The sequence below is a fragment of the Anaerorhabdus furcosa genome (assembly GCF_900167375.1).
Taxonomy (GTDB): Bacteria; Bacillota_I; Bacilli_A; order Erysipelotrichales; family Erysipelotrichaceae; genus Anaerorhabdus; species Anaerorhabdus furcosa.
The window spans coordinates 351767-378379 of sequence record NZ_FUWY01000001.1; the positions used below are offsets into that span (position 1 = coordinate 351767).

The 26613-nt window shown below is 32.8% G+C and carries 22 protein-coding genes and 1 riboswitch; of the genes, 4 read left to right on the forward strand and 18 right to left on the reverse strand.

Annotated features, from left to right (window positions below):
• Positions 1-117: 117 nt before the first annotated feature.
• From B5D14_RS01770 to B5D14_RS01780, 4 genes are all read right to left on the reverse strand, one after another.
• On the reverse strand, positions 118-3744 hold the full coding sequence (locus B5D14_RS01770; protein ID WP_078710865.1) for a M26 family metallopeptidase: 3627 nt from the start codon (positions 3742-3744) through the stop codon (positions 118-120).
• A 1087-nt stretch (positions 3745-4831) separates the two neighbouring features.
• Positions 4832-4907, reverse strand: a riboswitch (cyclic di-GMP riboswitch).
• A gap of 164 nt (positions 4908-5071) precedes the next feature.
• On the reverse strand, positions 5072-7069 hold the full coding sequence (gene feoB, locus B5D14_RS01775) for a ferrous iron transport protein B (RefSeq protein ID WP_143254364.1): 1998 nt from the start codon (positions 7067-7069) through the stop codon (positions 5072-5074).
• A complete protein-coding gene (locus B5D14_RS12030; RefSeq protein ID WP_143254365.1) occupies positions 7066-7293 on the reverse strand; it encodes a FeoA family protein in 228 nt (75 codons plus the stop codon). Before B5D14_RS12030 ends, feoB begins: the two co-directional genes overlap by 4 nt.
• Positions 7294-7389: 96 nt before the next feature.
• Positions 7390-7917 carry a TetR/AcrR family transcriptional regulator gene (locus B5D14_RS01780; protein WP_078710866.1) on the reverse strand — a complete coding sequence of 176 codons (528 nt, stop codon included), beginning with the start codon at positions 7915-7917 and terminating at the stop codon, positions 7390-7392.
• A 106-nt stretch (positions 7918-8023) separates the two neighbouring features.
• Between B5D14_RS01780 and B5D14_RS01785 the strand changes: the two genes are divergently transcribed.
• Together B5D14_RS01785 and B5D14_RS01790 are read left to right on the forward strand one after the other, a co-directional pair.
• Complete coding sequence (locus tag B5D14_RS01785; RefSeq protein ID WP_078710867.1) at positions 8024-8794, forward strand: EFR1 family ferrodoxin; 771 nt, start codon at positions 8024-8026, stop codon at positions 8792-8794.
• Between the two features lie 5 nt (positions 8795-8799).
• Complete coding sequence (locus tag B5D14_RS01790; RefSeq protein WP_078710868.1) at positions 8800-9570, forward strand: nitroreductase family protein; 771 nt, start codon at positions 8800-8802, stop codon at positions 9568-9570.
• A gap of 2 nt (positions 9571-9572) precedes the next feature.
• Here B5D14_RS01790 and abc-f read toward each other — a convergent pair whose 3' ends face one another.
• The 6 genes from abc-f to B5D14_RS01820 all read right to left on the reverse strand — a co-directional run bounded on the left by abc-f (position 9573) and on the right by B5D14_RS01820 (position 14086).
• Positions 9573-11111, reverse strand: coding sequence for a ribosomal protection-like ABC-F family protein (gene abc-f, locus B5D14_RS01795; protein WP_159443688.1), 1539 nt, complete (start codon positions 11109-11111; stop codon positions 9573-9575).
• 282 nt (positions 11112-11393) lie between these two features.
• Positions 11394-11993, reverse strand: a complete 600-nt coding sequence (locus tag B5D14_RS01800) for a DUF975 family protein (RefSeq protein ID WP_078710870.1) — start codon at positions 11991-11993, stop codon at positions 11394-11396.
• A gap of 85 nt (positions 11994-12078) precedes the next feature.
• Positions 12079-12531 (reverse strand): DUF3021 domain-containing protein, encoded by a 453-nt coding sequence (locus B5D14_RS01805; protein WP_078710871.1) that lies wholly within the window; start codon positions 12529-12531, stop codon positions 12079-12081.
• A 1-nt stretch (position 12532) separates the two neighbouring features.
• Positions 12533-12973 (reverse strand): LytTR family DNA-binding domain-containing protein, encoded by a 441-nt coding sequence (locus B5D14_RS01810; protein ID WP_078710872.1) that lies wholly within the window; start codon positions 12971-12973, stop codon positions 12533-12535.
• A gap of 94 nt (positions 12974-13067) precedes the next feature.
• A complete protein-coding gene (locus B5D14_RS01815) occupies positions 13068-13394 on the reverse strand; it encodes an inorganic pyrophosphatase (RefSeq protein ID WP_078710873.1) in 327 nt (108 codons plus the stop codon).
• Between the two features lie 92 nt (positions 13395-13486).
• On the reverse strand, positions 13487-14086 hold the full coding sequence (locus B5D14_RS01820; RefSeq protein ID WP_078710874.1) for a TetR/AcrR family transcriptional regulator: 600 nt from the start codon (positions 14084-14086) through the stop codon (positions 13487-13489).
• A gap of 123 nt (positions 14087-14209) precedes the next feature.
• Between B5D14_RS01820 and B5D14_RS01825 the strand changes: the two genes are divergently transcribed.
• Together B5D14_RS01825 and B5D14_RS01830 are read left to right on the forward strand one after the other, a co-directional pair.
• Complete coding sequence (locus tag B5D14_RS01825; RefSeq protein ID WP_078710875.1) at positions 14210-16405, forward strand: ABC transporter ATP-binding protein; 2196 nt, start codon at positions 14210-14212, stop codon at positions 16403-16405.
• Positions 16392-18275 (forward strand): ABC transporter ATP-binding protein, encoded by a 1884-nt coding sequence (locus tag B5D14_RS01830; RefSeq protein ID WP_078710876.1) that lies wholly within the window; start codon positions 16392-16394, stop codon positions 18273-18275. Before B5D14_RS01825 ends, B5D14_RS01830 begins: the two co-directional genes overlap by 14 nt.
• A gap of 133 nt (positions 18276-18408) precedes the next feature.
• Here the strand turns inward: B5D14_RS01830 and B5D14_RS01835 are convergent, their stop codons facing one another.
• The 8 genes from B5D14_RS01835 to atpA form a co-directional block, all read right to left on the reverse strand.
• Entirely contained in the window at positions 18409-19377 is a 969-nt protein-coding gene (locus B5D14_RS01835; RefSeq protein WP_078710877.1) for a serine hydrolase domain-containing protein, read from the reverse strand.
• A 140-nt stretch (positions 19378-19517) separates the two neighbouring features.
• Entirely contained in the window at positions 19518-19877 is a 360-nt protein-coding gene (locus B5D14_RS01840) for a BlaI/MecI/CopY family transcriptional regulator (RefSeq protein ID WP_078710878.1), read from the reverse strand.
• Between the two features lie 12 nt (positions 19878-19889).
• Positions 19890-22094 carry a M56 family metallopeptidase gene (locus B5D14_RS01845; protein WP_078710879.1) on the reverse strand — a complete coding sequence of 735 codons (2205 nt, stop codon included), beginning with the start codon at positions 22092-22094 and terminating at the stop codon, positions 19890-19892.
• Between the two features lie 117 nt (positions 22095-22211).
• Positions 22212-22433, reverse strand: coding sequence for a DUF1146 domain-containing protein (locus B5D14_RS01850; RefSeq protein ID WP_078710880.1), 222 nt, complete (start codon positions 22431-22433; stop codon positions 22212-22214).
• Entirely contained in the window at positions 22426-22818 is a 393-nt protein-coding gene (gene atpC, locus B5D14_RS01855; RefSeq protein ID WP_078710881.1) for an ATP synthase F1 subunit epsilon, read from the reverse strand. Before atpC ends, B5D14_RS01850 begins: the two co-directional genes overlap by 8 nt.
• A 4-nt stretch (positions 22819-22822) precedes the next feature.
• The gene (atpD, locus tag B5D14_RS01860; RefSeq protein ID WP_078710882.1) at positions 22823-24223 is read right to left on the reverse strand and encodes a F0F1 ATP synthase subunit beta; all 1401 of its coding nucleotides are present in this window, start codon (positions 24221-24223) and stop codon (positions 22823-22825) included.
• 13 nt (positions 24224-24236) lie between these two features.
• Positions 24237-25085, reverse strand: a complete 849-nt coding sequence (atpG, locus tag B5D14_RS01865; protein WP_078710883.1) for an ATP synthase F1 subunit gamma — start codon at positions 25083-25085, stop codon at positions 24237-24239.
• Between the two features lie 3 nt (positions 25086-25088).
• A complete protein-coding gene (gene atpA, locus B5D14_RS01870) occupies positions 25089-26609 on the reverse strand; it encodes a F0F1 ATP synthase subunit alpha (RefSeq protein ID WP_078710884.1) in 1521 nt (506 codons plus the stop codon).
• Between the last annotated feature and the right edge of the window lie 4 nt (positions 26610-26613).

Here is a 26613-nt window from a genome sequence, read left to right on the forward strand (position 1 = left end):
TGTAAGATACGACAAAGAAACATAACTCTCAGGGTTCGTTTTGATGCGTAAAATAGGAAAGGACAATCAAGTAGATTGTCCTTTCCTTACAAAGTTTTCCCGATTTTAATCACATTTCTATTGATTTGAACTTTCTTCTTGATCGATAGAATCAAAAAGTATAGGTAAATCTTTCTCAATTTCATCTGTTTTTTCATTTGATTCATCTAAACTAGGTACACTCTCATCTAAATTTTGTGATCCCTCATTAATTTGATTAACTATTGTATCATTTGGAATTTCTACTGATACAGTTTTCTTTATTACTTTACCTTCCACAACTATTACAATATCAACATATAATGATTTCCCCTTAACTGGATCTAACCATTTAGTTGCCACTGTTCCTATTTTTGGGTTTGTTGCGGTTAACCATGTTTTATTCGATAAAACCGTACTACCCAGCATTGTTCCGTTGATTATATTTCCATTAGGAATCGTAACAGTATTTGCTCCATCTTTATAAATTAAATACTCACTCCAAAACTTATTCTTCATTAAAGGAATTTGACTTCCTTGTAAATCAACTGTCATTAAAGGAATCTGATTGTTATCTTCAATATAATAGTAATAATAAATAATATCATTACCTAATTTTCTTGCAGCTTGTTCCTGTTCAGTTTGTGTACCCGCTAGAATTTGAGCATAAAGAGTCGCAATATCCACTTCTGTTGGAGGTGTTAAAATGAACCCACGGGTCAAATCAAATTGTACAACGATATCTTCACTCACCGGATTATATCGAATACTTTCATTTGAAATTGACGGTATGTTTAAATCAATTACATTTCCTTGTACCACTCCTGTTAATTTCCCACCTTCATTTATAACTAGTTCTGTATCATTTGTAATAATTGCATTTGCCGTTGTTGGAACTATTAACTCGCAGTTACTTTTGACAACGAAATTATTATTTAGTGATTCTCCTGTAACTTCTTTAGTAAATGTATAATTCCCCGGTGCTAATTCTACTTTACTATTCACTTTACTTGAATACATTAATCCATCTATTACTCCTTTTGGATTTGATGCAAATGTATATTTATAATATCCATCTTCTGCTTTTAATGAATAATCCGTATATACGAAATCATTATAACAACTATAATAAGTATTTTGTTTTGCAATTGACGCATAATCGAGGGTTAGATTAACCGTTTTGCTTGAACCTTTTTTATTTGTAGTATCATAGGGGAAATATTGCCCTGCAGAGAATATCGTTCCCGTACTTGACCAATTGTCATTCTCATAGCTATAGCCTGTTATTTCATTATTCTCAATTCTTATATTTGTATTGTTATCTGTTCCAGCTAACAAAACTATACCATTCGAAATCGCTTCTTCACCGTTAACTGTGTTCGATGAAATCAATTTGTTATTTGTTATTTCAACACGATTCGATACTACAGTTATAGCATTTCTGCGTGCATCAACTGGATTGCCTGTTATCCATCCTTGATTGTGGATCTCTAATCCATTGATTTTGACATTATCCACATCAATGATGAATGATCCATAGATTTTGCTATTAGTAGCTCCTAAAATTTCTTTAGTTTTAGTCACACGATAAATTGTATAATCACTGTCAGTTCCAATTGTCCCTCTAATTTCAATCTTTGCTACATTGGATTTCAAAGCGTTCTCTAGTTGTTCTTTTGTTTGAACTATTGTTTTCGTTTCTTTATCCGATGCATAGAATGGAACTGAATTCACCACTGTATTTCCACTAATAATTTTTGGATTCATATCTTCACTATTTTTAACAAACACTTGCCCTTTATTTTCAAAAGATTTGATATCAACCACTGAAGTATATGCCCATCCTGCTAAACTACCTGCATTTATATAAGATGCATAGATTTTACCTTCATTCTTACAATTATCAACAAATACAGTCGAATCATACCCCGTATAATTAACTGTGTCGGCTCCCTTCCAGTTTGGATATTCCGTTCTTGATGAAGCATCGAAACTTCCAATCTTCTTCGAACTAGCCTCTGTGATACTTCCCCACATACTTCCAACATTCGCTTCTCCACTAATTGTAACATTCGAATTTACAACAATGTTTTGAAATGAGTAGGTTGCATTATTTTTACCAACCGCATAGTGTGAGTAGTTCCACATTTGTCCAACAATTCCACCCACAGCCCACGATTTACATGTAGGATCTGTTGATTGAGGATCATTTACATACACTTGTCCATTGCTTAGAGTTATACCGTCAAATGTTGAACCACCTAATGCATATGCCGCAACAACAGCAACTCTACTTTCTCCACCGACATTAAATCCGTCAAAATTTAAGTTTTTAATTGTTGCATCACTGACAAATCCAAATAATGCGGCTCCATCATTTGCTGTCTTCGAATCATTATAAACTTTCAATCCTTTGATTGTATAATTGTTTCCATTAAGTGTTCCTGAGAACGTGTTGTGATAAAACCAATATTGTGAGTAATTGCTACCCGCATCTTCATTTTTATATGTGGTTCCTGCACGTGCATATCTTAGTCCTATCGGGGTCCACAGTTTATTATTTAAGTCAATATCTCCACCCAAGTTAATCGTTTTCCCAGCAAAATTATTTCCTTCATTAACCAACTGTCCAAATCCCGCAAGCTGTGCCCCATTATATAACGTAAATGTTGTTGATGCCGAATTATACCAACTGGTATCAATTGTTACTCCATCCCAAGGCAACTTAGAAACCGGCGGTTCCGTTGGTTGGGGTGTTGGATTAGAAATACCAGGTGTTTCTGTAGGTTTGGGTGTTTCTATAGATTTCGGAGTCTCTGTAGGCTTTGGTGTTGCAGGTTTTGGTGTATTTGTAATAGTTGGTGTAGGAGTTGTTGCTGCTGCACCTTTATTGATTGCATCTTGTATTGGCGTTGTACTTACTGTTGTATTCTCAGGTTTAACATTGCCTGTCACAAAAGTTTTATCTGTTGTTACTACAGTTCCAAGTTTTCCTGTGCCCGATACATCCAGTTTTACTTCTGTTCCTAGATTATTAACTACTGCATCTTTTTTTAAATCAATCGTTGTATTCTGAGCACTTGAAGAAACAGTAACTAAATTTACTGCCGATTCTAACGTCACTTTGCTTTCTGCTTTTATCGCTAAGTGTTCAATTGGCGATTTAGCCGAAAGAACAACCGGAGCATTAATTTCTACTGTTTTAATTTTTGCTGTTTCACCAATATTAACCGAACTACTTGTTGCGTTTTGCGAAATCGAAAGAGTCTTCATCTCTCCATGAACTTCTAATTTAGTTACGCTATCAATATCTAGTAAATCTACTGATGAAGTTTCAGCGACTACAATACGAACAGTTCCCTCTACTCGATTGCTTGACACTGAATTGATTTTACTATTCTCAATGTGAATAGAATTTTCTCCACCACCATTAACAATCAGTTTTCCTTTTACTTCAACTCCATCAAGATAAACATTTCCATCTCCAACTTTTTTATCAATAATTAAGTCTTTTTCAAAAGTCATGTTTTTCAATTTAACATCTTCGGCAGTGATTTCACCTGATTCCAATATCTTATTTTCATAAATTTTGGATTCATCAAATAACATAAATGTTGTTTTCTTATTTGCTTCATTCATTTCTTCTTTTGGGTTTGCATTTGTACACCCTGTTAAAACGGTTACTAACATAACTACGACAATCAAATAAATCCCTAATCTTTTCATTCTTTGCTACCTCCACAATCGAAAAGTTGAATAATTCAGTAGTTATACAAGATTATCCTGAGTAACTAGTTACCTTTTTAGGCCTTCAGCATTTGTTTCACTGTTTTAATGTGTTTTGATTTTAATGTATTGGTTCTCTCTCAAAAAATCAATTATTTCTAAATTACCTTTAATTTATTATTTCTTTGAGATACATTTATTCACGGGGATTATCGCATTAAAATTACAATACTACAATAGGATACCTTTTTGAATAAAACTTATTGTTATCTATTTACTTGTATTCTCTATTTCCTTAAGTACCTTTCTTGCAGATTTCAAATTATTTCACATTTCAATTTCTTAGTTAAAAAATCTTACAAAAATTCGAACTCTTTTAAAATGATTTCTTTTAATTAATTATTGATATTTGTGGGTTCTATATATTGATAGCAAATACAAAATTTCTCTCTATTGAACACTATAACACTCGCATTTATATATTCATGCCCTTATCTAAATAACATTGATTCTTAGTACTATAAAAGTTACATTTAAATCAAATTGGAATTATTTAAGTAAGCAATCATCTTACTAAATTATCTCTCTATTTTTCAAAACCATCTCGATGCTTTAACCCCATCCTAGTTCTTACTACCTCATATAAATCAAAATCCACTTGACTATCTATCCATAAGATATCATGATAATTTTTATGCGAAAATGCATCTAAAAAAGACAGCACTTTTTGCGCTATCTTGATTTGTTTTTGTTGCCACACCTGTTATTTGTTTGTAATGAGGATTGATAATATAAAGAGATGACGGTTCTTCATACTTCGAGATTTTCACTAAGCATTTCTCGCTAAAATGATTAGTATACAAACAGGCTGTGGCACGGGAGTTGGACATTACGGGTATTGGTTTAAATTTGGGCTGTTTTAGAGAAAATCTAGGTATTGGTCATTCGGGTATTGGAATCTTATATTACTTTGGTAAGATTCACACATATTTACAAGTTTCACTATGTTCATAGTTACTTCAAATTGCTAGATAGATATACAAACAAAAAAGTGCACTCATATCCAGTGCACTTTAAAAAGTAATTTATGTGCAACTGGCTGTCATTTTAAAGACCCTATAGTTTTGTGTCATCATCTTTCGATGATTTTACCTATTTAGTTTATATTTATAGTATAACCTATATTCTAACTCTTTTGCAACCTAATTGACTATAAGATAAATTATTCACATTTAAAGACTTTTAAGTATACTACCCTTTATTAATACTCCCATAAATCATATTCGCTTGGTAATGTAAAAAAGAAAGAGAACAATACATTCTCTTTCTAAATAAATATTCTTAATAGATTAAACGCAATAAATGCAACAATATATGCAACCCCTGTTTGGAAAAGAATACTTTGAAGTGTAAACTTCCAACTTCCACTTTCACTTTTTACTGTAGCAACCGCAGCCATACATGGACTATATAATAAAGTAAATACCATGAATGAAATTGCGCTCGCATGCGTAAACACTTGAGAGAGCACTGTCTCTAATCCAGCATTCGTTCCAACTCCATAAACAACAGCCATACTTGATACAACACTTTCTTTAGCAATGAAACCACTTAGAAGTGAAATAACTGATTGCCAATTTCCAAAACCTAGTGGTGTAAATATCCACGCAATTGCTTGTCCTATATTACCTAAAATACTCATTGAAGGATCTTCAACCATTTGTAGTGTGAAACTAAAATTAGTTAAGAACCACAAGAGTACTGTCATTGAAAAAATAATTGTTCCTGCTTTTGTTAAGAAGCCTTTTGCTTTTTCCCACATATGCATCATTGTATTTTTAAATGATGGAAAACGATAAGGAGGCAGTTCCAAAATAAATGTTGAGCCATCACCCTTGAATACAGTTTTTCTTAGAATAAGTCCGCAAATAATTGCAACGACTATCCCTAACACATACATCGAAAAAATTGCGATACCCGCACTTGTAGGAAAGAAGACACCTGCAAACAAAGCGTAGACAGGTAAACGAGCACCACAAGACATAAATGGTGTTAGAAGCATTGTCATCTTTCGATCTTTTTCATTTTCTAACACACGTGTTGCCATAACTGCTGGAACAGTACAACCAAAGCCCATCAGCATGGGTATAAACGCTTTCCCATTTAATCCAATTTTACGTAACAAGCGATCCATCAAGAATGCAGCTCGTGACATATATCCACTATCTTCTAACAATGACAGGAACAAAAACAATAACATAATTTGAGGCATGAAAGAAATAACACTACCCACACCACCGATAACAGTAGTCACTAAATTAATAGCCCAATCACTTGCACCTAAACCCAATAAACTAACAGTTGACCATTCACCAAACATTTCGATTCCTGTTTCCAGAAATCCTTGAAGTGTTGATCCCAGTGGTCCAAATGTAATCATGAAAATTACAAACAAGATAACAAAGAACATAGGAATACCCAAATATTTATGCGTTAGTAAACTATCGATACGATCAGAACCACTTTTCATTTGAGCAATACATGGACGACACAAACTATGTGAAACAATTCTTTCTATTTCCATATATCGTGTATCCGCAACAGCCATATCAATATCTTTTTGATTCTTTAAAACACAGAAGTCTCTTTGAATACTATGTAACTCATTCAATTGAGTTTCGTTAAAATTTAAATTCTTTTTTATAAGTTCATCATTTTCCAACAACTTAAATGCATAGAATTTGTCATGTGTATGATCATGACGTGTTTCTTCCACTAACGTTTGAATTCTACTTAAAATATTTTCTGTTTGAACATCGTAAATATAAGTTGAACTATTTGTGTTATGAAGTAAGCTATGAACCAATTCATTCATACCTTCACCATTTCTTGCACTAATAGGAACAACCGGTGTATTTAATTCTTTAGAAAGCTGTGCAATATTTAATTCAATTTCTTTTTGTTGAAGCTCATCCATCATGTTGACTGCAATTACCATCGGAAGTCCTAATTCCTTCAATTGCATACTCAAATATAAATTCCGTTCTAAATTTGTTCCATCAACAATATTTATTAGTAAATCTGGATGCTCATCCATTATGTAATCTCGTGAAACAACTTCTTCAATACTATATGGAGACATACTATAGATACCAGGTAAATCAACTAAAGTAATTTCGTGTTCTTCGTATGTAAATTGACCCACTTTTTTTTCTATCGTAACTCCTGGCCAATTTCCTACATGTTGTTTAGACCCAGTAAGTTGATTAAACAACGTCGTTTTACCACTATTAGGATTTCCTACTAAAGCGACTGTATGTTTCATGCTACCACTTCTACCTTAATCTTTTTAGCTTCATCTTTACGAAGTGATAACTCATAGCCTCTAAGATGTATTTCTATTGGATCTCCTAAAGGTGCAATCTTTTTAATATGAATCACAGTATTGGTTGTGATTCCCATATCAATTAATCTTTTTCGCACTGGAGTATCCCCTTCAATTCCAAGCACTTTAACTTGTTGATTTATTGCACAATCAAATAATGTCATATTCTTCCTCCAGCTAATGATTTGTTAATCTATTAGTTAGTCTACCCTAACCAAATGGAAAAAACAAGCGTTTTTACGAAAATAAATGAATTTTAGTTATTTTTCTTTGTTCATGATTCTTAAAAATTCTTCAGTCATTTGCTGTGGAGTTTCTTTTACACCATTCTCTAGCCAGTTGAGCATCATATTATAAAATGCTCCTGAAAAATAATAAAGCTCATAGCGCTGAATTGATTTAAACGACATATCTCCAGCTTCTTCTATCTCACAATCTGTAATTACATCCAATAAAGAATGTGCTATTTTAGCATGATGAAAAGTTAAGATTAACTGGGCATGTTCCCCATAAAAAGTAAACTTATACAACAACAATTCTTTACTGTGTGCTCCCTCATAATTTTCGGGTTTATTTTGATGATATGCTTCTACCATCTTTTGAACACCATAGTCAACAATCTCTTCAACTGATTTAAAATTGCGATAAAAAGAGGCACGCGCTACTCCTGCTTTTTCAATTAATTCAGTTACACTTACTTTTGACCAGTCTTTTTTATTCGCAAATTCAATGAGTGCTTGAAACAATTTATCTTTCACTTGTTTATTCGCAATTTTTCTTTTATCCATGACACATTTCTCCTTTTTTTGTCTCACTTATTCAATTGACGTTTATATTGCATATGATACAATTTGTATCAGTTAAAAACAAGTAACTAATTAATAGGAGGTCATCATGATTTATTATTTTAGCGGAACTGGAAACAGTCAACTTATTGCACAGAATATTGCGAAGCAATGTCATGATCAATGTCAATCAATAACACCTTACCTAAAACAAGGTAAACACTTTCAGCTTCAAACTCAAGACCCACTAATATTTGTAGCCCCTACTTATGCTTGGCGTTTGCCTAGTGTAGTCAATGAGTGGATAGAAAAAACAGAATTCATCGGAGCTAAGAAAGTCTATTTTGTCCTCACTTGCGGGGGAAGTGTTGGAAATGCTTCGCATTATCTTGAACTACTATGTACAAAAAAGAATTGGGATTATCAAGGATTAGCATCAATCGTCATGCCTGACAACTATCTAGTAATGTATCCAACACCTGATAAAAAAACATGTGATGAATTAATTCAAAAAGCTTTATTACAGGTAAGTCCAATTGTCAAATACATTAATGAAAAGAAACCTTTTCCGTCTCTTCCTATTACCCTTAAAGAAAAAATGTATAGTGGCATTATAAACAATGCCTTTTATAAATTTTTTGTTTCTGATAAAGGATTTAATGTTTCATCTCGTTGTATAAGTTGTGGTAAATGTGCCCAACGTTGTCCTATGAACAATATTCAATTAACTCAAGGAAAACCCATATGGCACAACAATTGTACACATTGTATGGCCTGCATTGCAGGATGTCCAACAAGTGCAATTGGTTATAAAAAAATTGAAAACCGCAATCATTATTTCATCATGAATGATGAAGATAATTTGAAAATTGGAGATTAATCTTTATGGAACATATTATAAAAATCGATAAGTATCGTTGTATTGGTTGTAAGCAATGTATCAATGATTGTCCTACTGCCAATATTGAACTGCAAGCGCAAAAAGCGCACATCCTTGATCAGCACTGTATTCATTGTGGACATTGTGTTGCGATATGTCCAAAATTGGCAGTAACGATGACGGGTTATGATAATGAGCCTATTGAATTAGAAAACCCCGCTACTCTATCACCTAATGATTTACTCATGATGATAAGAGCTAGTCGCAGTATCCGCTTTTTCAAAAATCAATCTGTTGACAAGTCTGTTCTTCAACAAATCATTGAAGCTGGTAAATTCTCTGCAACAGGCAGTAATGCTCAAGATGTATCCTACTTAGTTCTTCAAGACAAAATTAATATGGTAGAAGAAAAAGCAATTCGATTTTTTCGACGTATTCTACCCATCGCTAAACTATTCAGCACAAGCGCAAAAAGAGTTGATATCGATGATCATTTTCTCTTTAAGAAAGCTCCACTTGTTCTTATCGTCATGGCAAAAAGTACTACAAACGGCATGATAGCTACTACGCACATGGCACTAATGGCAGAAGCTTTGGGGCTTGGTGTTTTATATAGTGGTTTCTTTACTACAGTTGCAAAATACTCATTCGCAGTTAGAAAAGCTCTTGGCATTAAGCACAACGATCGTGTTGTTGCTACACTTGTACTTGGCTATCCAAACGTTAAGTATCATCGCACTACACAAAAAGAGGCTGTAGAAATTACAGTCCTCTAATTTTATAGATGAATCGTTCGTACCTTTAGATTTTCCAAAAACAATCGATCATGACTTATTACAACAATTGTTCCTTCAAATTTAGTTAAAACATCTTCAATGATTTCACAACTTAGTAAATCTAGATGATTGGTCGGCTCATCAAGTAAAATGCAATTACAACCTTTGAGCATAATTTCAAGTAGTTTCATTCGCACTTGTTCACCACCACTAAAACTAGAAATATAGCGATACATATCCACCTGATAAAATCCAAACCAAGCAAGATAACGTCTTGCTTTTTCTTCCTCCAAATTGCAGACTCTTATAAAATAATCAAGTATTCTTTCCGAATCATTTTCAAATTTAATAATTTGTGGTAAATATCCCACATCTACCGTTTGTCCAAATTGAATTGTTCCCCCAAGTGGTTTTACTTCACCCAGTAATGTTTTAAATAATGTAGTTTTACCTGTGCCATTTGGTGCTACAATCGCAACCCTTTCTTTTCTTTGAATTATAAAGTTCAAAGGATTACATAAAGGCGCATCATATCCAATGAATAAATCATTTGCGATAATTACATCTTTACTACCTACTTGCGTACTTTTTAAATCAAAAGTAAGTTTGTTTCTAATTTCAGTTGGCTTGGGTAGTTTTTCAATTCTCTCTAATCTTTTTTCTAATGCTTTTGCTCGTTTAAAGAAATCTTCATTATCACCTTCGTGGCCCCATTGACGATATCTTCTAATAGCGAGTTTAATTTTTGATATTTCTTTTTGTTGCTGTTCATAGTCAAGTACTAATCGCAAATAACGTTCATGTCTTTGATTACGATAACTATCATATGATCCATAATAAGTTACAACTTGACCATCTTCGATTTCATAGAACACAGAAACTACATTCATTAAAAACTGACGATCATGTGAAACTAAAATAAGAGTTTTATTTGTTGTCTTACAATAGTTCTCTAACCATTCAATTCCATTCATATCTAGATGATTAGTTGGTTCATCCAAACAGAGAACTTCAACATCTTGTAGTAAGAGTTGAACTAAAACAATTCTAGTTTTTTGCCCACCACTGAGTGTATCAAAGGGTTGCTCAAGAACATCATCAATGCCTAATCCCTTAGCGTAGGCTTCCAATGAATTTTCCAAATTATACCCCCCGGCATTCTCAAACTTGTCCATGACCTTTGCATACTCATTTAAAACTTCCTCAGTCATGTTCTCACTACTCATTCTTTTTTCTATACTTTTTAATTGTTGTTGATAGGTTAAGTATTCTTCAAAGCATGACAAAATATAGTTTCTACTGGTATCAGTATAATTAGGAAATACTTGAACCATATATCCAATATTCATTTCTCTTGGTATGAAAATTGATCCTCCCTGGATGTTTTCAATTCCTGCAATAATTTTAAGTAAAGTAGATTTACCTGATCCATTTTCACCAACAATCGCACATTTACTACCTTTAATGATTTCAAGCGATAAGTCATCTAAGACAATTTCACCTGTATATGATTTTACTATATTATTAATTTGTATTTTCATTTTTTTCTCCTCCATAATTGTGAAGGAATTGCATAAGAAAAAGCTAAGTTAATAAAACCTAGCTTTATATTAAACGACTATGGTTTCATCAATTCCTTCTATTTTAGACGCACTTGTCCCTTGTTTAATAGAAGATTTGTAAATGAAATTGTACGACAAAAAGCATCAAAATGACTTACATTATTTTCATTTAAATGTTGTTGCGTACATTTACACATCGTCTTTCACCACCTTGTTTACGATAACTTGATTATATCATGATACTAGAATATCTTGTCAATGCTAAAGTTCAATATGAACAACTTCTTCTCTTGATTTTAACATGCGATAAAAGTTAGCAACAGTAACTGAAGTATATGGTGTTGTATATAACCCCACAATTCCAAATGTTACTATACTTAAAATAATCCAACCAAAGAAAGACAAATGGATAAAGAATAAATCCGCTTTATGTCCAGCCATCATAGCTCTACTCTCACTAATTGCATCAAGTCCGCTCATCTCTGGATTATCTTTCATAATATAAGGAGCCATTATGTAAGAATACATCTTAATGATTCCTGGGATAATGAATAATAATGTCCACCCCACCAAAAGCAAAGTATTCACGATTTCAAATACAATGACTCTTCCATAATCATTGAACCCATCAACTAGTTGAGCAAATTTAACTTCTTTTCCATCCGCCAAATCTAATGTCATCCAATTGAACCCCATTAGAAGTGGACAATAAACGAATAGAAATATAAAATACACTAATGGATTTTTTGCATTATCAATCAAATAATAAATGATACTCAATACCAATGCACAGCCAATCATAATCCAAAATACAGGTTTCAACTGTTCTCTTGCTTTTGCTTTTAATTCTCTTCCATCCATATTTATCCCTCACCACTTTCTAAACAAATTATATCATGGTAAGTTTATACACTTTGAATTTAGTATGTGCAAAATTGATGTTTTACTAAATTGATTTAATTTTACGATTCATCTCTTTGATATTATTTCTTATCATCATATAACTAAATATCCAAATCATTGTGTAGATGAAAAAGAAAATTGAAAAATAAATAAGGATTGATTTAAAGTTGTGATCCATCCAAAAACAAAGATAAGCTACTGGGAATGTTGATAAAGATGTTAGTGCTAGGTGTGTAATTGTTTGTCTAAGAAGACTCCATCTTTCAATTTGAAATACTAAAGGTGCTATACCCCATGCAACTCCATAAAGAAGTGACAAAACAACTTGTATTTGAACAGCACCTAGTTGAGTTTTATATACTTCTTGCATCTCTAATGCCACTGGATAATAATTACCATCACCAATCACCATTGAAATAAATAATGGAATAATAAAACTAATACTAACTCCAATGATTGCACCTAAACATCCTTGAACTATTATTTTCTTTTTCATGTTATACACCTAGCACTTTCTTTATCTTAGAAACATATCTTCTTGAGACATACGTTGAATCACCATTCTTTAGTTTCACAAAAATTGTACCTGAATAACTCAAATCAAAGTTTTGTACTTCTTTCAAATTTATAATTTCTGAATTTGATATTCTAACAAAAGATTTAGTGTCTAATTTATTTTCACATTCATACAAACGAATTTTTAATGTGAATTCTCCTTTTTTAGTTTTCGCTATCACTTTATTGTCTTCTGTATAAATGCGAACGATTTCATTTTGTTCTATTAATTGAATTCCCTCTGAGCATATCCCCGATATGAAATCTGTACCACTATCATTTAGTTTTAATAAAAGATTTGATACTTCTTCATTCATAGTTTGCGCCACAACAATCAATCGCAATGACTTGCATGTTGGATCTATTTTTACTTCAATCTCCATCTCATTTTCCTCACTTACCTAAAGTATACCGAGCACAAAAATAAAAACCACTTTTTTTAAGTAAGTGGTCATATTTTAGTATTACTTGGTTTAATTAGTCTTCAAGAATTATTTCACTTAGAAACCATTGTTCTTGAAACCATGTTTCTTTTTCTATTTCTTCTTTTGTATAATGTGAACCCTTAGGTGCTACCACCCACTTATCTTCAACATCATCCTTACGATGTATAATCGCAATAATTTCTCCTTCAAAAGAATCTACTGCTTCATTTACACCCAAAACATAAGCATCTTGATATTCACCATCATTCGCAAGAATTCCTTCAACATATCCATAATTAACTGGATAAACAAAACCATAGACTGGATGTTCACTTCCTAGAGGACGATCCATAGTTACTTTTACAATTTCACCTATCATTTTATTACCTCATGAATACACTCATAAAACCCGCAAACATTGAGAGAACCATACAAAGCACAATAATTAATAATGTATATTTCATAACTTTTTTACTCATTCTTATCCACCTTTTTCATCATGACTGTATCTAATATTTTAAAGTATTCTTTTTCTAAGTCAAATTTTGTTCCTGGATGCGTTGCCCAAACTTGAGATATTCCGATTAAAACACAGAAAGCTGCATGCATTAAATTTTTTGGTTCACCCATATTTCCTATTTCACCGCGTTCTTGAGCTTTCTTAATAAATCCAATTTGCATTTCTAAAAAAGGTCTCTCTTCAGTAAAATCCTCTTTTTCCTTTTGTTCATCAAAGGAAACTGTTAAACGTGCCACCAATATTTTCTTTACGATATCTTTACCACATGATTCAAAGTGACGAATACGTTTCTTAAGTATTTCACAATATTGTTGATAAGGACTATCCAACATCATAAGTTTTGCCACCTCATCCGATGATAAATCATCGGGCAAGGTCATAACTGTTTTCAGTAAGCCCTCTTTTGATGCAAAATAATAGTAGAAAGTATGTTTCGAGATTCCGCTTTCTTCGCATATATCATTAATTGTTACATTATCAAAACCACGCTCTTTAAAAAGCGTTAAAGCGATCTTGCGTATCTTAACTTTAGTGCTATTATCAGGCCTCATAGTGCTTACCTCCAAACGCACTATAACATAGTTGTATTACTTTCGCAACATTTTAATATATATTCATTTACATTTTTATATTACCGTGGTAATATATTCTCACTCTAAAGAAAGGAGCGAATCATGTTTAAATTATTACTAAAATACTGTAAACCTTACATTTTATCTATACTTTGTATACTTGCATTAGTATTTGGACAAGTTCAAGCTGAATTAGCTTTACCTGATTATATGTCTAAAATAGTTACTGATGGTATCCAATTTGGTGGAATTGTAAGTAGTGCACCAGATATGATGAGTGAAGAAACAATGTCGAAAGTTCTTTTGCTATCAAATGAAGCAGATAAAGCGATACTTCAATCTTCATATACACTTGTAACTAAATCAGATGAGTCAGTACTTAAAGATTATCCTAATGTGAATGTGGATAGCTTTTATGTACTAAATAAAGCAGATCGTACAAAAGTAGAAGAGGTTATCGCAAAACCTTTATTGCTTATTCGTACCTTATCTAGCCCAGACGCAGCAAAACAAATGAATTTACCTGAGGGTGTAGATATTTGGCAAGCTTTGAAAGCTAACCCTGAAATGCTTAAAGCAATGGAATCAAAGATTGAACAAGGCATGGCTAGTTATTCAGAAGAAAACTTGCAAAGTGCTGCCAAAGTTATGATAAAAGAAGAATATCAAGCTCTTGGCATCAACACAGATAACATTCAATCGAACTATATCTTTAAAGAAGGAATCATCATGCTTGTGATTGCCCTCATTGGTGCAGTATTTGCAATTGCAGGAGCTTTCCTATCAAGTAGAACAGCTGCAAAAGTAGCACGTGATACTCGTAAAGATGTATTTACTAAAGTTGAGTCATTCTCAAGCAATGAGTTTGGTAAATTTTCTACTTCATCATTAATTACTCGTACAACAAATGATATTCAACAAATTCAACAAGTATTTACAATGATGCTTCGAATTGTATTGTATGCACCCATCATGGGAATTGGAGCATTATTAAAAGTCATTCAATATCCAAGTATGCTTTGGATTTTAGGATTAGTAATTGGAATTATTATGATTGTACTTATTACAACATTCGCAATTACACTTCCTAAATTCAAGATTGTTCAAAAATTAGTAGACCGTTTAAATCTTGTTATGCGTGAATTCTTAGATGGTATGTTAGTTATTCGTGCATTTAATACACAAAAGCACGAAGAAAAACGATTTGATAAAGCAAATTCAGATATTACAAAAGTGAACTTGTTTGTTAACCGTACAATGGCAAGTGTTATGCCAGTTATGAACTTCATTATGAGTTCTGTCATGATCTTAATTGTATGGGTAGCAGCAAAACAAATCGATATTGGAACCATGGATATCGGTTCAATGATGGCGTTCCTTCAATACACAATGCAAGTACTTATGAGCTTCATCATGGTTTCTATGATCGCAATCATGTTACCTCGATCATCTGTATCGGCAGTTCGTATTCTTGAAGTATTGAATACAAAACCTTCAATTCATGATCCTAAGAATCCAAAACCTGTGCCAACAACAAACGAAGAAATTTGTTTCAACCATGTTTATTTCAAATATCCTCGTGCAGAAGAATATGTATTAAAGGATATTAATTTTACAGCTAGCCCTGGTGAAACAGTTGCCTTTATCGGTAGTACTGGATCTGGTAAATCAACACTAATCAACTTACTTCCAAGATTCTTTGATGTAAGTGAAGGTGAGATTACTTATGGTGGTGTCAACATTAAGGATTTCAAACAACATGATCTTCGTGATCGTATTGGTTATGTTCCTCAAAAAGGTGTACTATTCTCAGGTGATATCGAATCAAATCTACGCTACGCTGATGAGAATGCGAGTGATGAAATGATTCAAACAGCAATTGACATATCACAATCAAAAGAATTTATCGAAAGTAAACCAGAAGGTATTCAAACACCAATTTCACAAGGTGGTACAAATGTTTCTGGTGGACAAAAACAACGTTTATCTATCGCACGTGCTATTACAAAGAATCCAAGTATTTATGTATTTGATGATTCATTCTCAGCACTTGACTATAAAACAGATTCAAATTTACGTGCAGCACTTGGTCACTTTACTCAAAAAACAAAGAGTACTGTATTCATTGTTGCTCAACGTATTAGTACCATTCTAAACGCAAACAAGATTGTTGTATTAGACCAAGGACAAGTTGTTGGTATTGGTACACATACAGAATTATTAGAATCTTGCGAAGTTTATAAAGAAATTGCATATTCTCAATTAAGTAAGGAGGAACTAGAACATGGCAGAAAATAAAACAGCTGTTCCTCAAAAAAAAGGACCTATGGGCGGTCCAGGAGGAGGCCCAGGTGCAATGATGGGTACTGGCGAAAAAGCAAAAGACTTCAACAAAACAATGTCTAACTTTATCGCTTACTTGAAACCTTTCTATCTACCTATCATCGCAGTTCTATTGTTCGCAATTGGTAGTACCGTATTCACCATCCTAGGACCTAAAATTCTAGGTAATGCAACAAATGAACTTGCAAGTGGATTAATGAGTAAATTCTCTGGTGGCCCAGGAATTGATTATGCTGCTATTGGAAAAATCTTATTATTCTTACTAGGCATCTATGTATTAAGTGCATTACTATCTTATGCACAACATTGGATCATGTCAGGTGTAACTCAAAAGGTATCTTTCAATCTTCGTAAAGAATTAGCCGAGAAGATTAATCACATGCCTCTAAAATATTTTGATACAAAAACTCATGGTGAAATTCTATCAAGAGTTACAAATGATATTGATACAATCTCACAAAGTTTAAACCAATCCCTACAACAAGTTTTAACATCTATTGTAACGATTGTAGGTATTCTAGTTATGATGCTTACAATCAGTTGGGAAATGACACTTATGGCGCTAGTTGTTATTCCATTATCTGGAATTGCCGTAAGCATGGTCGTTAAACGTTCACAAAAATTCTTCAAAGCTCAACAAACTATTCTTGGAAATGTAAATGGTCACGTTGAAGAAATGTATTCTGGACATTTAGTCATGAAAGCATTCAATGGTGAGGAACGCTCCATTAATGAATTTGTAGTGTTGAATGATCGCTTATTCAATGCTGGATGGAAAGCTCAATTCTTCTCAGGACTTATGATGCCAATTACAAGTTTCATCGGTAACTTAGGTTATGTTGGTGTTTGTATACTTGGTGGATTCCTTGCTGTAAATGGTCGTGTGGATATTGGTAATATCCAAGCATTCATTCAATATGTAAGAAGCTTTAACCAACCTATCACACAAACTGCTCAAATCATGAACGTACTACAATCAACTGCAGCTGCAGCTGAGCGTGTATTCGAATTCTTAGATGAAAACGAAGAAATTGAAGAAACTAAAAATCCAATTTCAATCTATGATGAAAATGGAAACCTTAAAATTAAAGGTGAAGTATCCTTTGAAAATGTTCACTTTGGTTACAATCCAGATAAGATTATTATCAATGACTTCAGTGCCTTTGTAGGTGCTGGTAAACAAGTTGCGATTGTAGGTCCAACTGGTGCTGGTAAAACAACAATTGTAAAACTATTAATGCGATTCTACGAGTTAAATAGTGGAACTATCTACGTTGATGGACACGATATCAAAGAATACTCACGTAACGACTTAAGAAGTTTATTTGGTATGGTACTTCAAGATGCATGGTTATACAATGGTTCCATTATGGAAAATATTCGTTATGGTAACCTTGAAGCTAGTGATGAGGATGTCGTCAAAGCTGCAGATGCTGCTTATGTTGATCACTTCATTCGTACACTAGAAGATGGATATAACACAGAAATCAATGAAGAATCTACAAATATATCACAAGGTCAAAAACAATTATTAACCATTGCTCGTGCCTTCCTAAAGGATCCTAAGATATTGATTCTTGATGAAGCTACTTCATCTGTTGATACTCGTACTGAATTATTAATTCAAAAGGGTATGGAAAACCTAATGAAGGGTCGTACATCATTCGTTATCGCTCACCGTTTATCTACTATTCGTAACGCAGATTTAATCTTAGTTATGAAAGATGGAGATATCGTTGAAGTTGGTAAGCATGAAGAACTACTTGAAAAGAATGGTTTCTATGCTCAACTATACAACAGCCAATTTGACGAAGGCGAAGAATAAACAAACAAAAACAAACTTTTATCTCTCGATAGAAGTTTGTTTTATTTTAGTAATGTTTATACTTTCAATTTTCTTAGTTCTTCCATAATTTATCCTCTACTAAATAATACGAAAGTACAATCCAAATATTTTTCTATTCATTAACAAATATCGGTAGTATATTTTTCTCAATTAAATCAAGCCGATCTTTGCATCTAGGCTTAAAATACCCAGTAATTGTGATCGTCATATTCTCTTTAACATTGATATAAATAACATTACCGCCATCTCCCAGTGCTGCAAATCCATCTTTCACAACCCACCACAAATAACCATAAGATAACTTTCTTTCTTCCCATTTACTTTGTTCTTTTGTGCAGTCATTAATCCAAGAAGATGAAACAATTTGTTGATTATTGTAAATTCCACCATTCATAAGCAGTTGTCCAATCTTTAGTAAATCTCTTGCTGTTAATGATAAACCCCATCCTGCTGAATTGACACCAACACCATCTACAACCCATCCACGTACATCTTTCTCTTTATAATAAGCCATTTGTTCTTCTTTACTTTTTAACTCAATCAATTTATCTACTTGTATACCTAAAGGACTAAACAATACTTCCCTTGCAAATTCCAAAACTGTCTTTCCTGTTGCCTTTGTTAAAATTCCGGTAAGAATATCTGGCCCCACAATTGGTGTGTATCTAAACTTTTCTGTCAATTTCTTTCCACCTAAGTAATTAAGTGAACTACTCACAGAGTCCGGGTTAGTAAAATGTTTTGTATACGGTGCAAAAATATATTTGTAGGGTGCAGTCATTGTAAGCAAATGTCTAATCGTAATTTGTTGTATTGTTTTCTCTCCACGTTTAATCTTGTATTCTGGAAAATAATCTAAAACTCTATCATTAATACTCTTAATATATCCTTTATCAATTGCAATTCCAATTAGGATGGATACAATACTCTTCGTTACTGAAAAAATATGTACAGCGTTATTTGGATTTGATCCATTAAAGTAATTCTCATAAAGAATTTCATCACTCTTCATCACTATGATCCCTGCAGTGTTATCATAGTCTTTAAGTATAATTTGATTCAATTCTTCAATTTTTTTCATTCATTTTATTCCTCCTATTTTTGTTTGGAAGGATATCCTTAATTGAATGATAAGTTGATAAGAAATCTTTTACAAGAACTTTTTTAAAATATTTTAAAGTATATAAAAATGAAGAACATTTTACTGTTCTTCATCTTTAATTATTTTAATTTACTCAACATATCTTCTATTTCACTAATATCTTGATCATCTAATTCTTCTGTATCAATTAGTGATGCTATTAAACTCTTCATTGAACTATTGTGTATTTTCTTATATAACCATTCTGTTTCAAGTTTTTTATAGTCATCTTCATTAATAATTGAATAATAATATTTTAATCTTTTTTCTTTTTTGCTTCCTGCAAAACCTTTGTCTTCTAAACGTGTTAATAACACTTGCACCGTGGACATAACCCAATTTTTATTTAATCTCTCAACGATTTCGCTTGTTTTTAGTGGCTCTTGTGTTTTCCACAAAACATCCATTACTTCTAATTCTGCTTCTGGTAGTTTTTTCATTTTATTAAACCTCTACTCTCTATAACCTTGACTTGATTTATTTGTTAATATTTGTTGTGATGTAATATAGTCAGTAATCTCAGCATCACTCATAGTACTTGGAATAATTTCTATATCATTTTTTAAGACATCTGGAAAATCCAATAATAATGTTGTGGTACTTATTAAATAATTCACTATACCGTTTTCACTTCTTTGATTGTAATCCAAGGGGATTTTTTCTCCAGTTGAGAGTTCATAGTATTCCCATATTTCTCCTGTGCTCTTGTTATATGATAATTTTACGTTTTCACTTATATTTTCTGGATATTTTATTACCAAGTCGTCTTCAAGTACATAAACTTTCTCATTTCCTCTTAATTCATAATCTATTTTGAATTTATCCAATTGTTTTGAATAATTGTCAGTAAAGACAATATTTACTTTTTCTAATCCTTCATCATTTTGAAGTTCAATGATTTCATCACCTTTAACAAAATAACTTTTTTCTATGTGGCGAACTAGGTATGTTGAATTTCTCAATTCTTCTAGGTATTGATTATATCCACCTTCTACTTTTACCCAATCAGCTGCAAAATATTTATTCTCTTGATTCGTTTTAAATTTGCATTTTCCGACAATTTCATTATTCAGTTTATATGCATAAGGCAATTCACCTTTTTTGATATTATCACCATAGTTTCTAGAGAATGAATTTCTATTCAGATTATCCGTTTTTTCTCCTACTGTGATTTCTGTGACATATTCTTGATTAGGTATAACAATACTACATACATTTATGTTCTCATCTATGTTTTCTTCTGTTATTTCTTCCCCCAAATAAGCCATTCTAAATTTATTTTTCATATCAACAAATACATTTACTCTCATGTCTTCATGATAATAGATTCCATAAGCATTATTTAAGAAAAATATGGATTCAAAATCATCTAATGGGATTATATCATTCGCTGCATCATCAAATGGTTTGTCTAGTTTAACTACAGCCATTTTTACTTCTACATCACGATTATATCCATTTTTTGCTCTTGCAATAAATGTTGTATACTCTAGGTTAGAATCACTTTTATTCTCAATAGTATCAATTACTATTTGATCACTTTTTGCAAAGATAAGTTGAATATCATCATAAAATGTATAGTCAATCATATCCTCGGTTTCTTTTATTTTAACATTTTCCCCTACCGTTTTTTGTTGACTGCATGATACTAAAGAAGCAACCATACTCACTAGTAGAAGTGACAAAACGATAATTTTTATTCCTTTTGATTTCTTTCGCATATCAACTAACATACTAAATCTCTCCTTCACTACTTTTTTATCTCCATTAAAACTTGTGGTTAATTCTGATGATTGCTTTATTGAACTTGATTTTAGTAATGCAAGGATTGTATCACCATATTCTCTTCTAAAACTTACGGATGAATTTGTAAGAACTTGTTCATCACATGAGAATTCAATATCCTTATTTGCTTCATTTACCATCAGGTAAACAACTGGGTTAAACCAATGAATACTTCTTACAATCAACAACATGAGTTTAAAATACAAATCATGTCTTATGTGATGCACTAACTCATGTTCTAGTATTATTTTTTGTTGATTCAAAGGTAACTGCGAGTCATTAATAATAATCATTGGATGTATAAATCCAATTAACATTGGACTTGATATGTTTGGATTTTCATATACTTGAATATTTGAACGGCGATGGTATTTGTCTTCTATTTCATTTAAAACTGCATCATAGTTAATCAAACTTATATGTGTCGTACTTTTTACAGTTTTCAAAAATATAAAATATTTGCAGAGCTGATAACCAAGTGTCAGTAGACAACCAACTAACCATATGCCAAGTCCTAAATCCCATAGTGAAATTGTATTGACTGATGATATTGGTGGAGCAGTATTTTTTACTGTTACTGCTTGTGCATTAGAAGTATCAATCTTTATTGGATCGTTTGTTACTAAAGGTTGTTCTTCATAGTTTATTGGCATTATAAATGTTGTTTTATTTGAAGGAACCTGAATTTCTACTGCTTTAGGAAATGATATATTAATCGGAATTAACAGGCGTATTGTAATAAATAACCAAATAAAATATCTCATCTTAACACCATATTTTTTGTTAAATAAAGGTTTAAGTAAAATCATTCCAACAATTACAATTGATGTCATTAATGAAATTTCTAGTAGCATCATGATTATTTTTTCCATAAGATTCCTCCTTACTTACGTTTGTCAGTGTAAGCATATATCTAATACCGACATTTGTCAATATGAATTATTGTTTTTGTTTTAACCAAAAGAAAAACTGCCATTTCTGGCAGTATCTTATAATACTCTATAAGCAAGGCTTAATAGGAAATCTCCAGCAAGTTTTGCAATTGCAAGTGCTACTAACAAATATAAAACTTGTGCGGGAATTACTTTTCCCTTTTTTATAAACTTCTCATAATTCACACTACTTAATCCATACATTGTTGCTGCAAAACACGCTAAGTAAACAAGTGTACGAACTATAAATGGAATTAGATTTAAATTAATACTATTCACCAACTACTTTAAGTCGATTCATTGCGCGCTTTAATGATAGCTCTGCGCGTTTGATATCAACGCTTTCGTCTTTACTATTAAGAAGACTTTCAGCTCTTGCTTTTGCTGCTAATGCACGTTCTTTTTCGATTTCTTTTTTATTTTCAATTGAGTCTACTAATATCATTGCCTCATTCTCTTTGAAATACAACAAACCGCCACCAATTGCATATTCTTCTCTTTCACCGTTTTCAACAGTTGTCATTTTTGATATTTCTAGCATTGTGACAATCGGGACACGATTTGGGAGAATACCCATTTCTCCAACACTATTTCTAACATTTAGAATTGGTGTTTCTAGCTCTTTATATTTACCAAAGGGGGTTACAATCTTGCATAGAATCATAAATCTAACCTAACTTTCCAGCTTTATCTACTGCTTCCTCAATTGATCCTACAAACATAAATGCTTGTTCAGGCAAATTATCATATTTTCCTTCAAGTAAATCTTTAAAACTGCGAATTGTATCTTTTAAAGGTACATATCTTCCTGGAATTCCAGAGAATTGTTCAGCAACATTAAATGGTTGAGATAAGAAATTTCTTGCACGTCGTGCACGATTTACAAGTACTTTATCCTCTTCACTTAACTCATCCATACCTAAGATAGCTATGATATCTTGTAGTTCTCTATAACGTTGTAATAAAGCTTGTACACCACGAGCAACTTCATAGTGTTCATCTCCTACAACAAGTGGATCCAAAATTCTACTACTTGATTCAAGTGGGTCTACTGCTGGATAAAGTCCTAAAGCAGCAATTCCACGATCAAGTACTGTTTTTGCATCTAGATGAGTAAACGCCGTTGCTGGTGCTGGGTCAGTCAAGTCATCAGCTGGAACATAAATTGCTTGTACTGATGTAATTGAACCACGACTTGTTGACGTAATACGCTCTTGTAATTGTCCCATCTCAGTTGCAAGCGTTGGTTGATAACCTACAGCTGATGGCATACGTCCAAGAAGTGCAGATACTTCGGATCCTGCTTGTGTAAAGCGGAAGATGTTATCAATGAATAACAAAACATCTTGTCCTTCAAAATCGCGATAGTATTCTGCCATTGTAAGTCCAGATAATGCTACACGCATTCTGGCACCTGGTGATTCATTCATTTGTCCATAAACCAATACTGTTTTATCTAAAACTCCTGAATCTTTCATTTCATGATACATATCGTTACCTTCACGAGTTCTTTCACCCACTCCAGCAACTACGGAACGTCCTCCATGCTCTTTGGCAATATTATGAATTAATTCTTGCATTAAAACTGTTTTACCAACTCCAGCTCCTCCGAATAATCCAATCTTACCACCACGAGCATATGGACATAATAAATCAATAACTTTAATTCCTGTTTCTAATATTTCAGCTGATGTTTGTTGTTCTTCAAATGAAGGAGCATCGCGATGAATTGGCATTCTTTTTACCTCAGGTCCTAGAGGTGGTAATTCATCAATTTCTTCACCAAGTACATTAAACATTCTACCTAAAACTTCAGCACCCACAGGAACACAAATGGCGCTTTCTGTATCGATACACTCCATACCACGCACTAATCCATCAGTTGAACCCATCGCAATACAACGAACACAATCGTCTCCAACGTGTTGTGCAACTTCAACAACTAATTTTTCATTTTCGTCTTTCATGACTTCAATCGCATTTTTCAATGCAGGTAATACGCCACTATCATATCGAATATCGACTACAGGTCCAATAACCTGTACAATTTTACCAATATTTTTTGCCATATTCTAATCCTTTCTACAAGGCATCTGCGCCCGCAACAATTTCTGTAATCTCTTGGGTGATTGCAGCTTGTCTTGCTTGGTTATATGCTAGTACAAATTTATCATTTAATTCAGTTGCATTATCTGTTGCATTTTCCATGGCTAAACGACGTGATCCTTGCTCAGCTGTTTTTGTTTGCATCCAAATACTATACACAACATTTTCAAGCATCATTGGAATCAATGAATTAAGAATTTCATTTGGACTTGGTTCAAAATCTGTTGCTACTGTACTTACTTCTTTTTTCAAATCCTCTTTTTTTGCAAAATAAGGAAGAAGTGTTTCCATAACTGGATTAAATGTAACAGTATTTACAAATTCTGTATAAAGTATTTGAATTCCTGATACTTCATCTTTTTTAAACATTTCAATTGCTTGATCCACAAGATCTTTCAATTCAACAAATGTAATATTATCTGAACTTATATATTCATTAATAACATTGAATTTTCTCAGTTCCATCCAATGAATTTGTTTTGTTCCAATAAGAAATACTGGATCATCCGGATTAAGAACTTCTTGTGCTAATCGCATCATATTTGAATTGTAACCACCACACAAACCAAGGTCGCTACAAAATATGAATGTGCATCTTTTATCTGATTTCTTTTCTTGTAAAAACTGGTTATCTAATCCTTGATTATTCGCAAGAATTTCTCCAACTGTTTTCTTTAAAACATTTGCATATTCACGATTCTTCTCCATCAAATTTCTTTGTTTTTGAAGTTTTGAATTTGCAATTAATTCCATCGCACTGGTAATCTTCTTTGTTGCATTGATTGAACGAATTCTTTGTTTTAAGGCTTGTTTTCCTAGTGCCATAAACTATGCCTCATTCATTAAATGATATTGTTCTAAGAAGACCTTCATTGCGTTTTGAATATTTGTTTCTAACTCTTCAGTTAAAACACCACTCTTTTCAAGTTCATTTACTAGATTAGAATGTTCTGTTTTAAAGAATTTATGCATTTGCTCTTCAAATACTTTTACATTTTCAACTGCAACTTCTTTTAAGAAACCATTCTTTGCTGCATAAAGTGATAACACTTGATATGCCATGCTAAGTGGTGAATATTGTCCTTGTTTTAATAACTCAGTTAAACGAGCTCCATGATCAATTGATGCTTTTGTTGTTGCATCTAAATCACTTCCAAATTGAGTAAACGCAAGTAATTCATGATATTGAGCTAAGTCTAGTTTCAATGAACCTGACACTTTCTTCATTGCTTTTGTTTGAGCAGCAGATCCTACACGTGATACAGATAATCCACTATCTACTGCAGGACGTACACCTGAATTAAATAATTCAGTTTGTAAGAAAATTTGACCATCAGTAATAGAGATTACATTGGTAGGAATATATGCTGAGATATCTCCTGCTTGTGTTTCAATAATAGGAAGTGCTGTAATAGATCCTGCACCTAATTCATCATTTAACTTTGCTGCACGTTCCAATAAACGAGAATGCAAATAGAATACATCTCCTGGATATGCCTCACGTCCTGGTGGACGACGAATAAGTAGTGACATTGTACGATAAGCTACCGCATGTTTACTTAAATCATCATAAACAATAAGTACATCCTTACCTTGTTCCATCCATTCTTCACCAATAGTGCATCCTGCATAAGGTGCAATGAATTGAAGTGGTGCAAGTTCACTTGCTGTTGCTGCAACAATTGTTGTATATTCCATCGCACCATGTTGTCTTAATTTTTCAACGATTTGCGCTACTGTACTTGCTTTTTGTCCAATTGCTACATAAATACAATTTACATTTTGTCCTTTTTGATTCAAGATTGCATCAACTGCAATCGCTGTTTTTCCTGTTTGTCTATCTCCAATAATTAACTCACGTTGTCCTTTACCAATTGGAATCATTGAGTCAATAATTTTTAATCCTGTCATTAAAGGTTGATGTACACCTTTTCTAGTCATAACACCAGGTGCTACACGTTCAATTGGTCTAGTTTTAGTTGAGATAATCTCACCTTTACCATCAATCGCTTGCCCCAGTGCGTTTACAACTCGTCCTAGCATTCCATCCCCTACAGGTACTTCAACAATACGGCCAGTACGCTTTACTTCATCGCCTTCTTTAATACCTGTATCATTACCAAGTAATACGGCAGCAACATGACTTTCTTCTAAGTTTAAAATCATTCCATAAACGTCGCCTGGAAACAATAGTAGTTCACTTGACATTGCACGATCTAAACCTTGAATTAACGCAATACCATCTCCTACACGGATAACAGTACCCACATCGTTGGATTCAATTTTATCATGATAGTGTTTAATCTGTTCTTTGATTAACGCACTTATTTCTTCAGGTCTTAACTCCATTCCT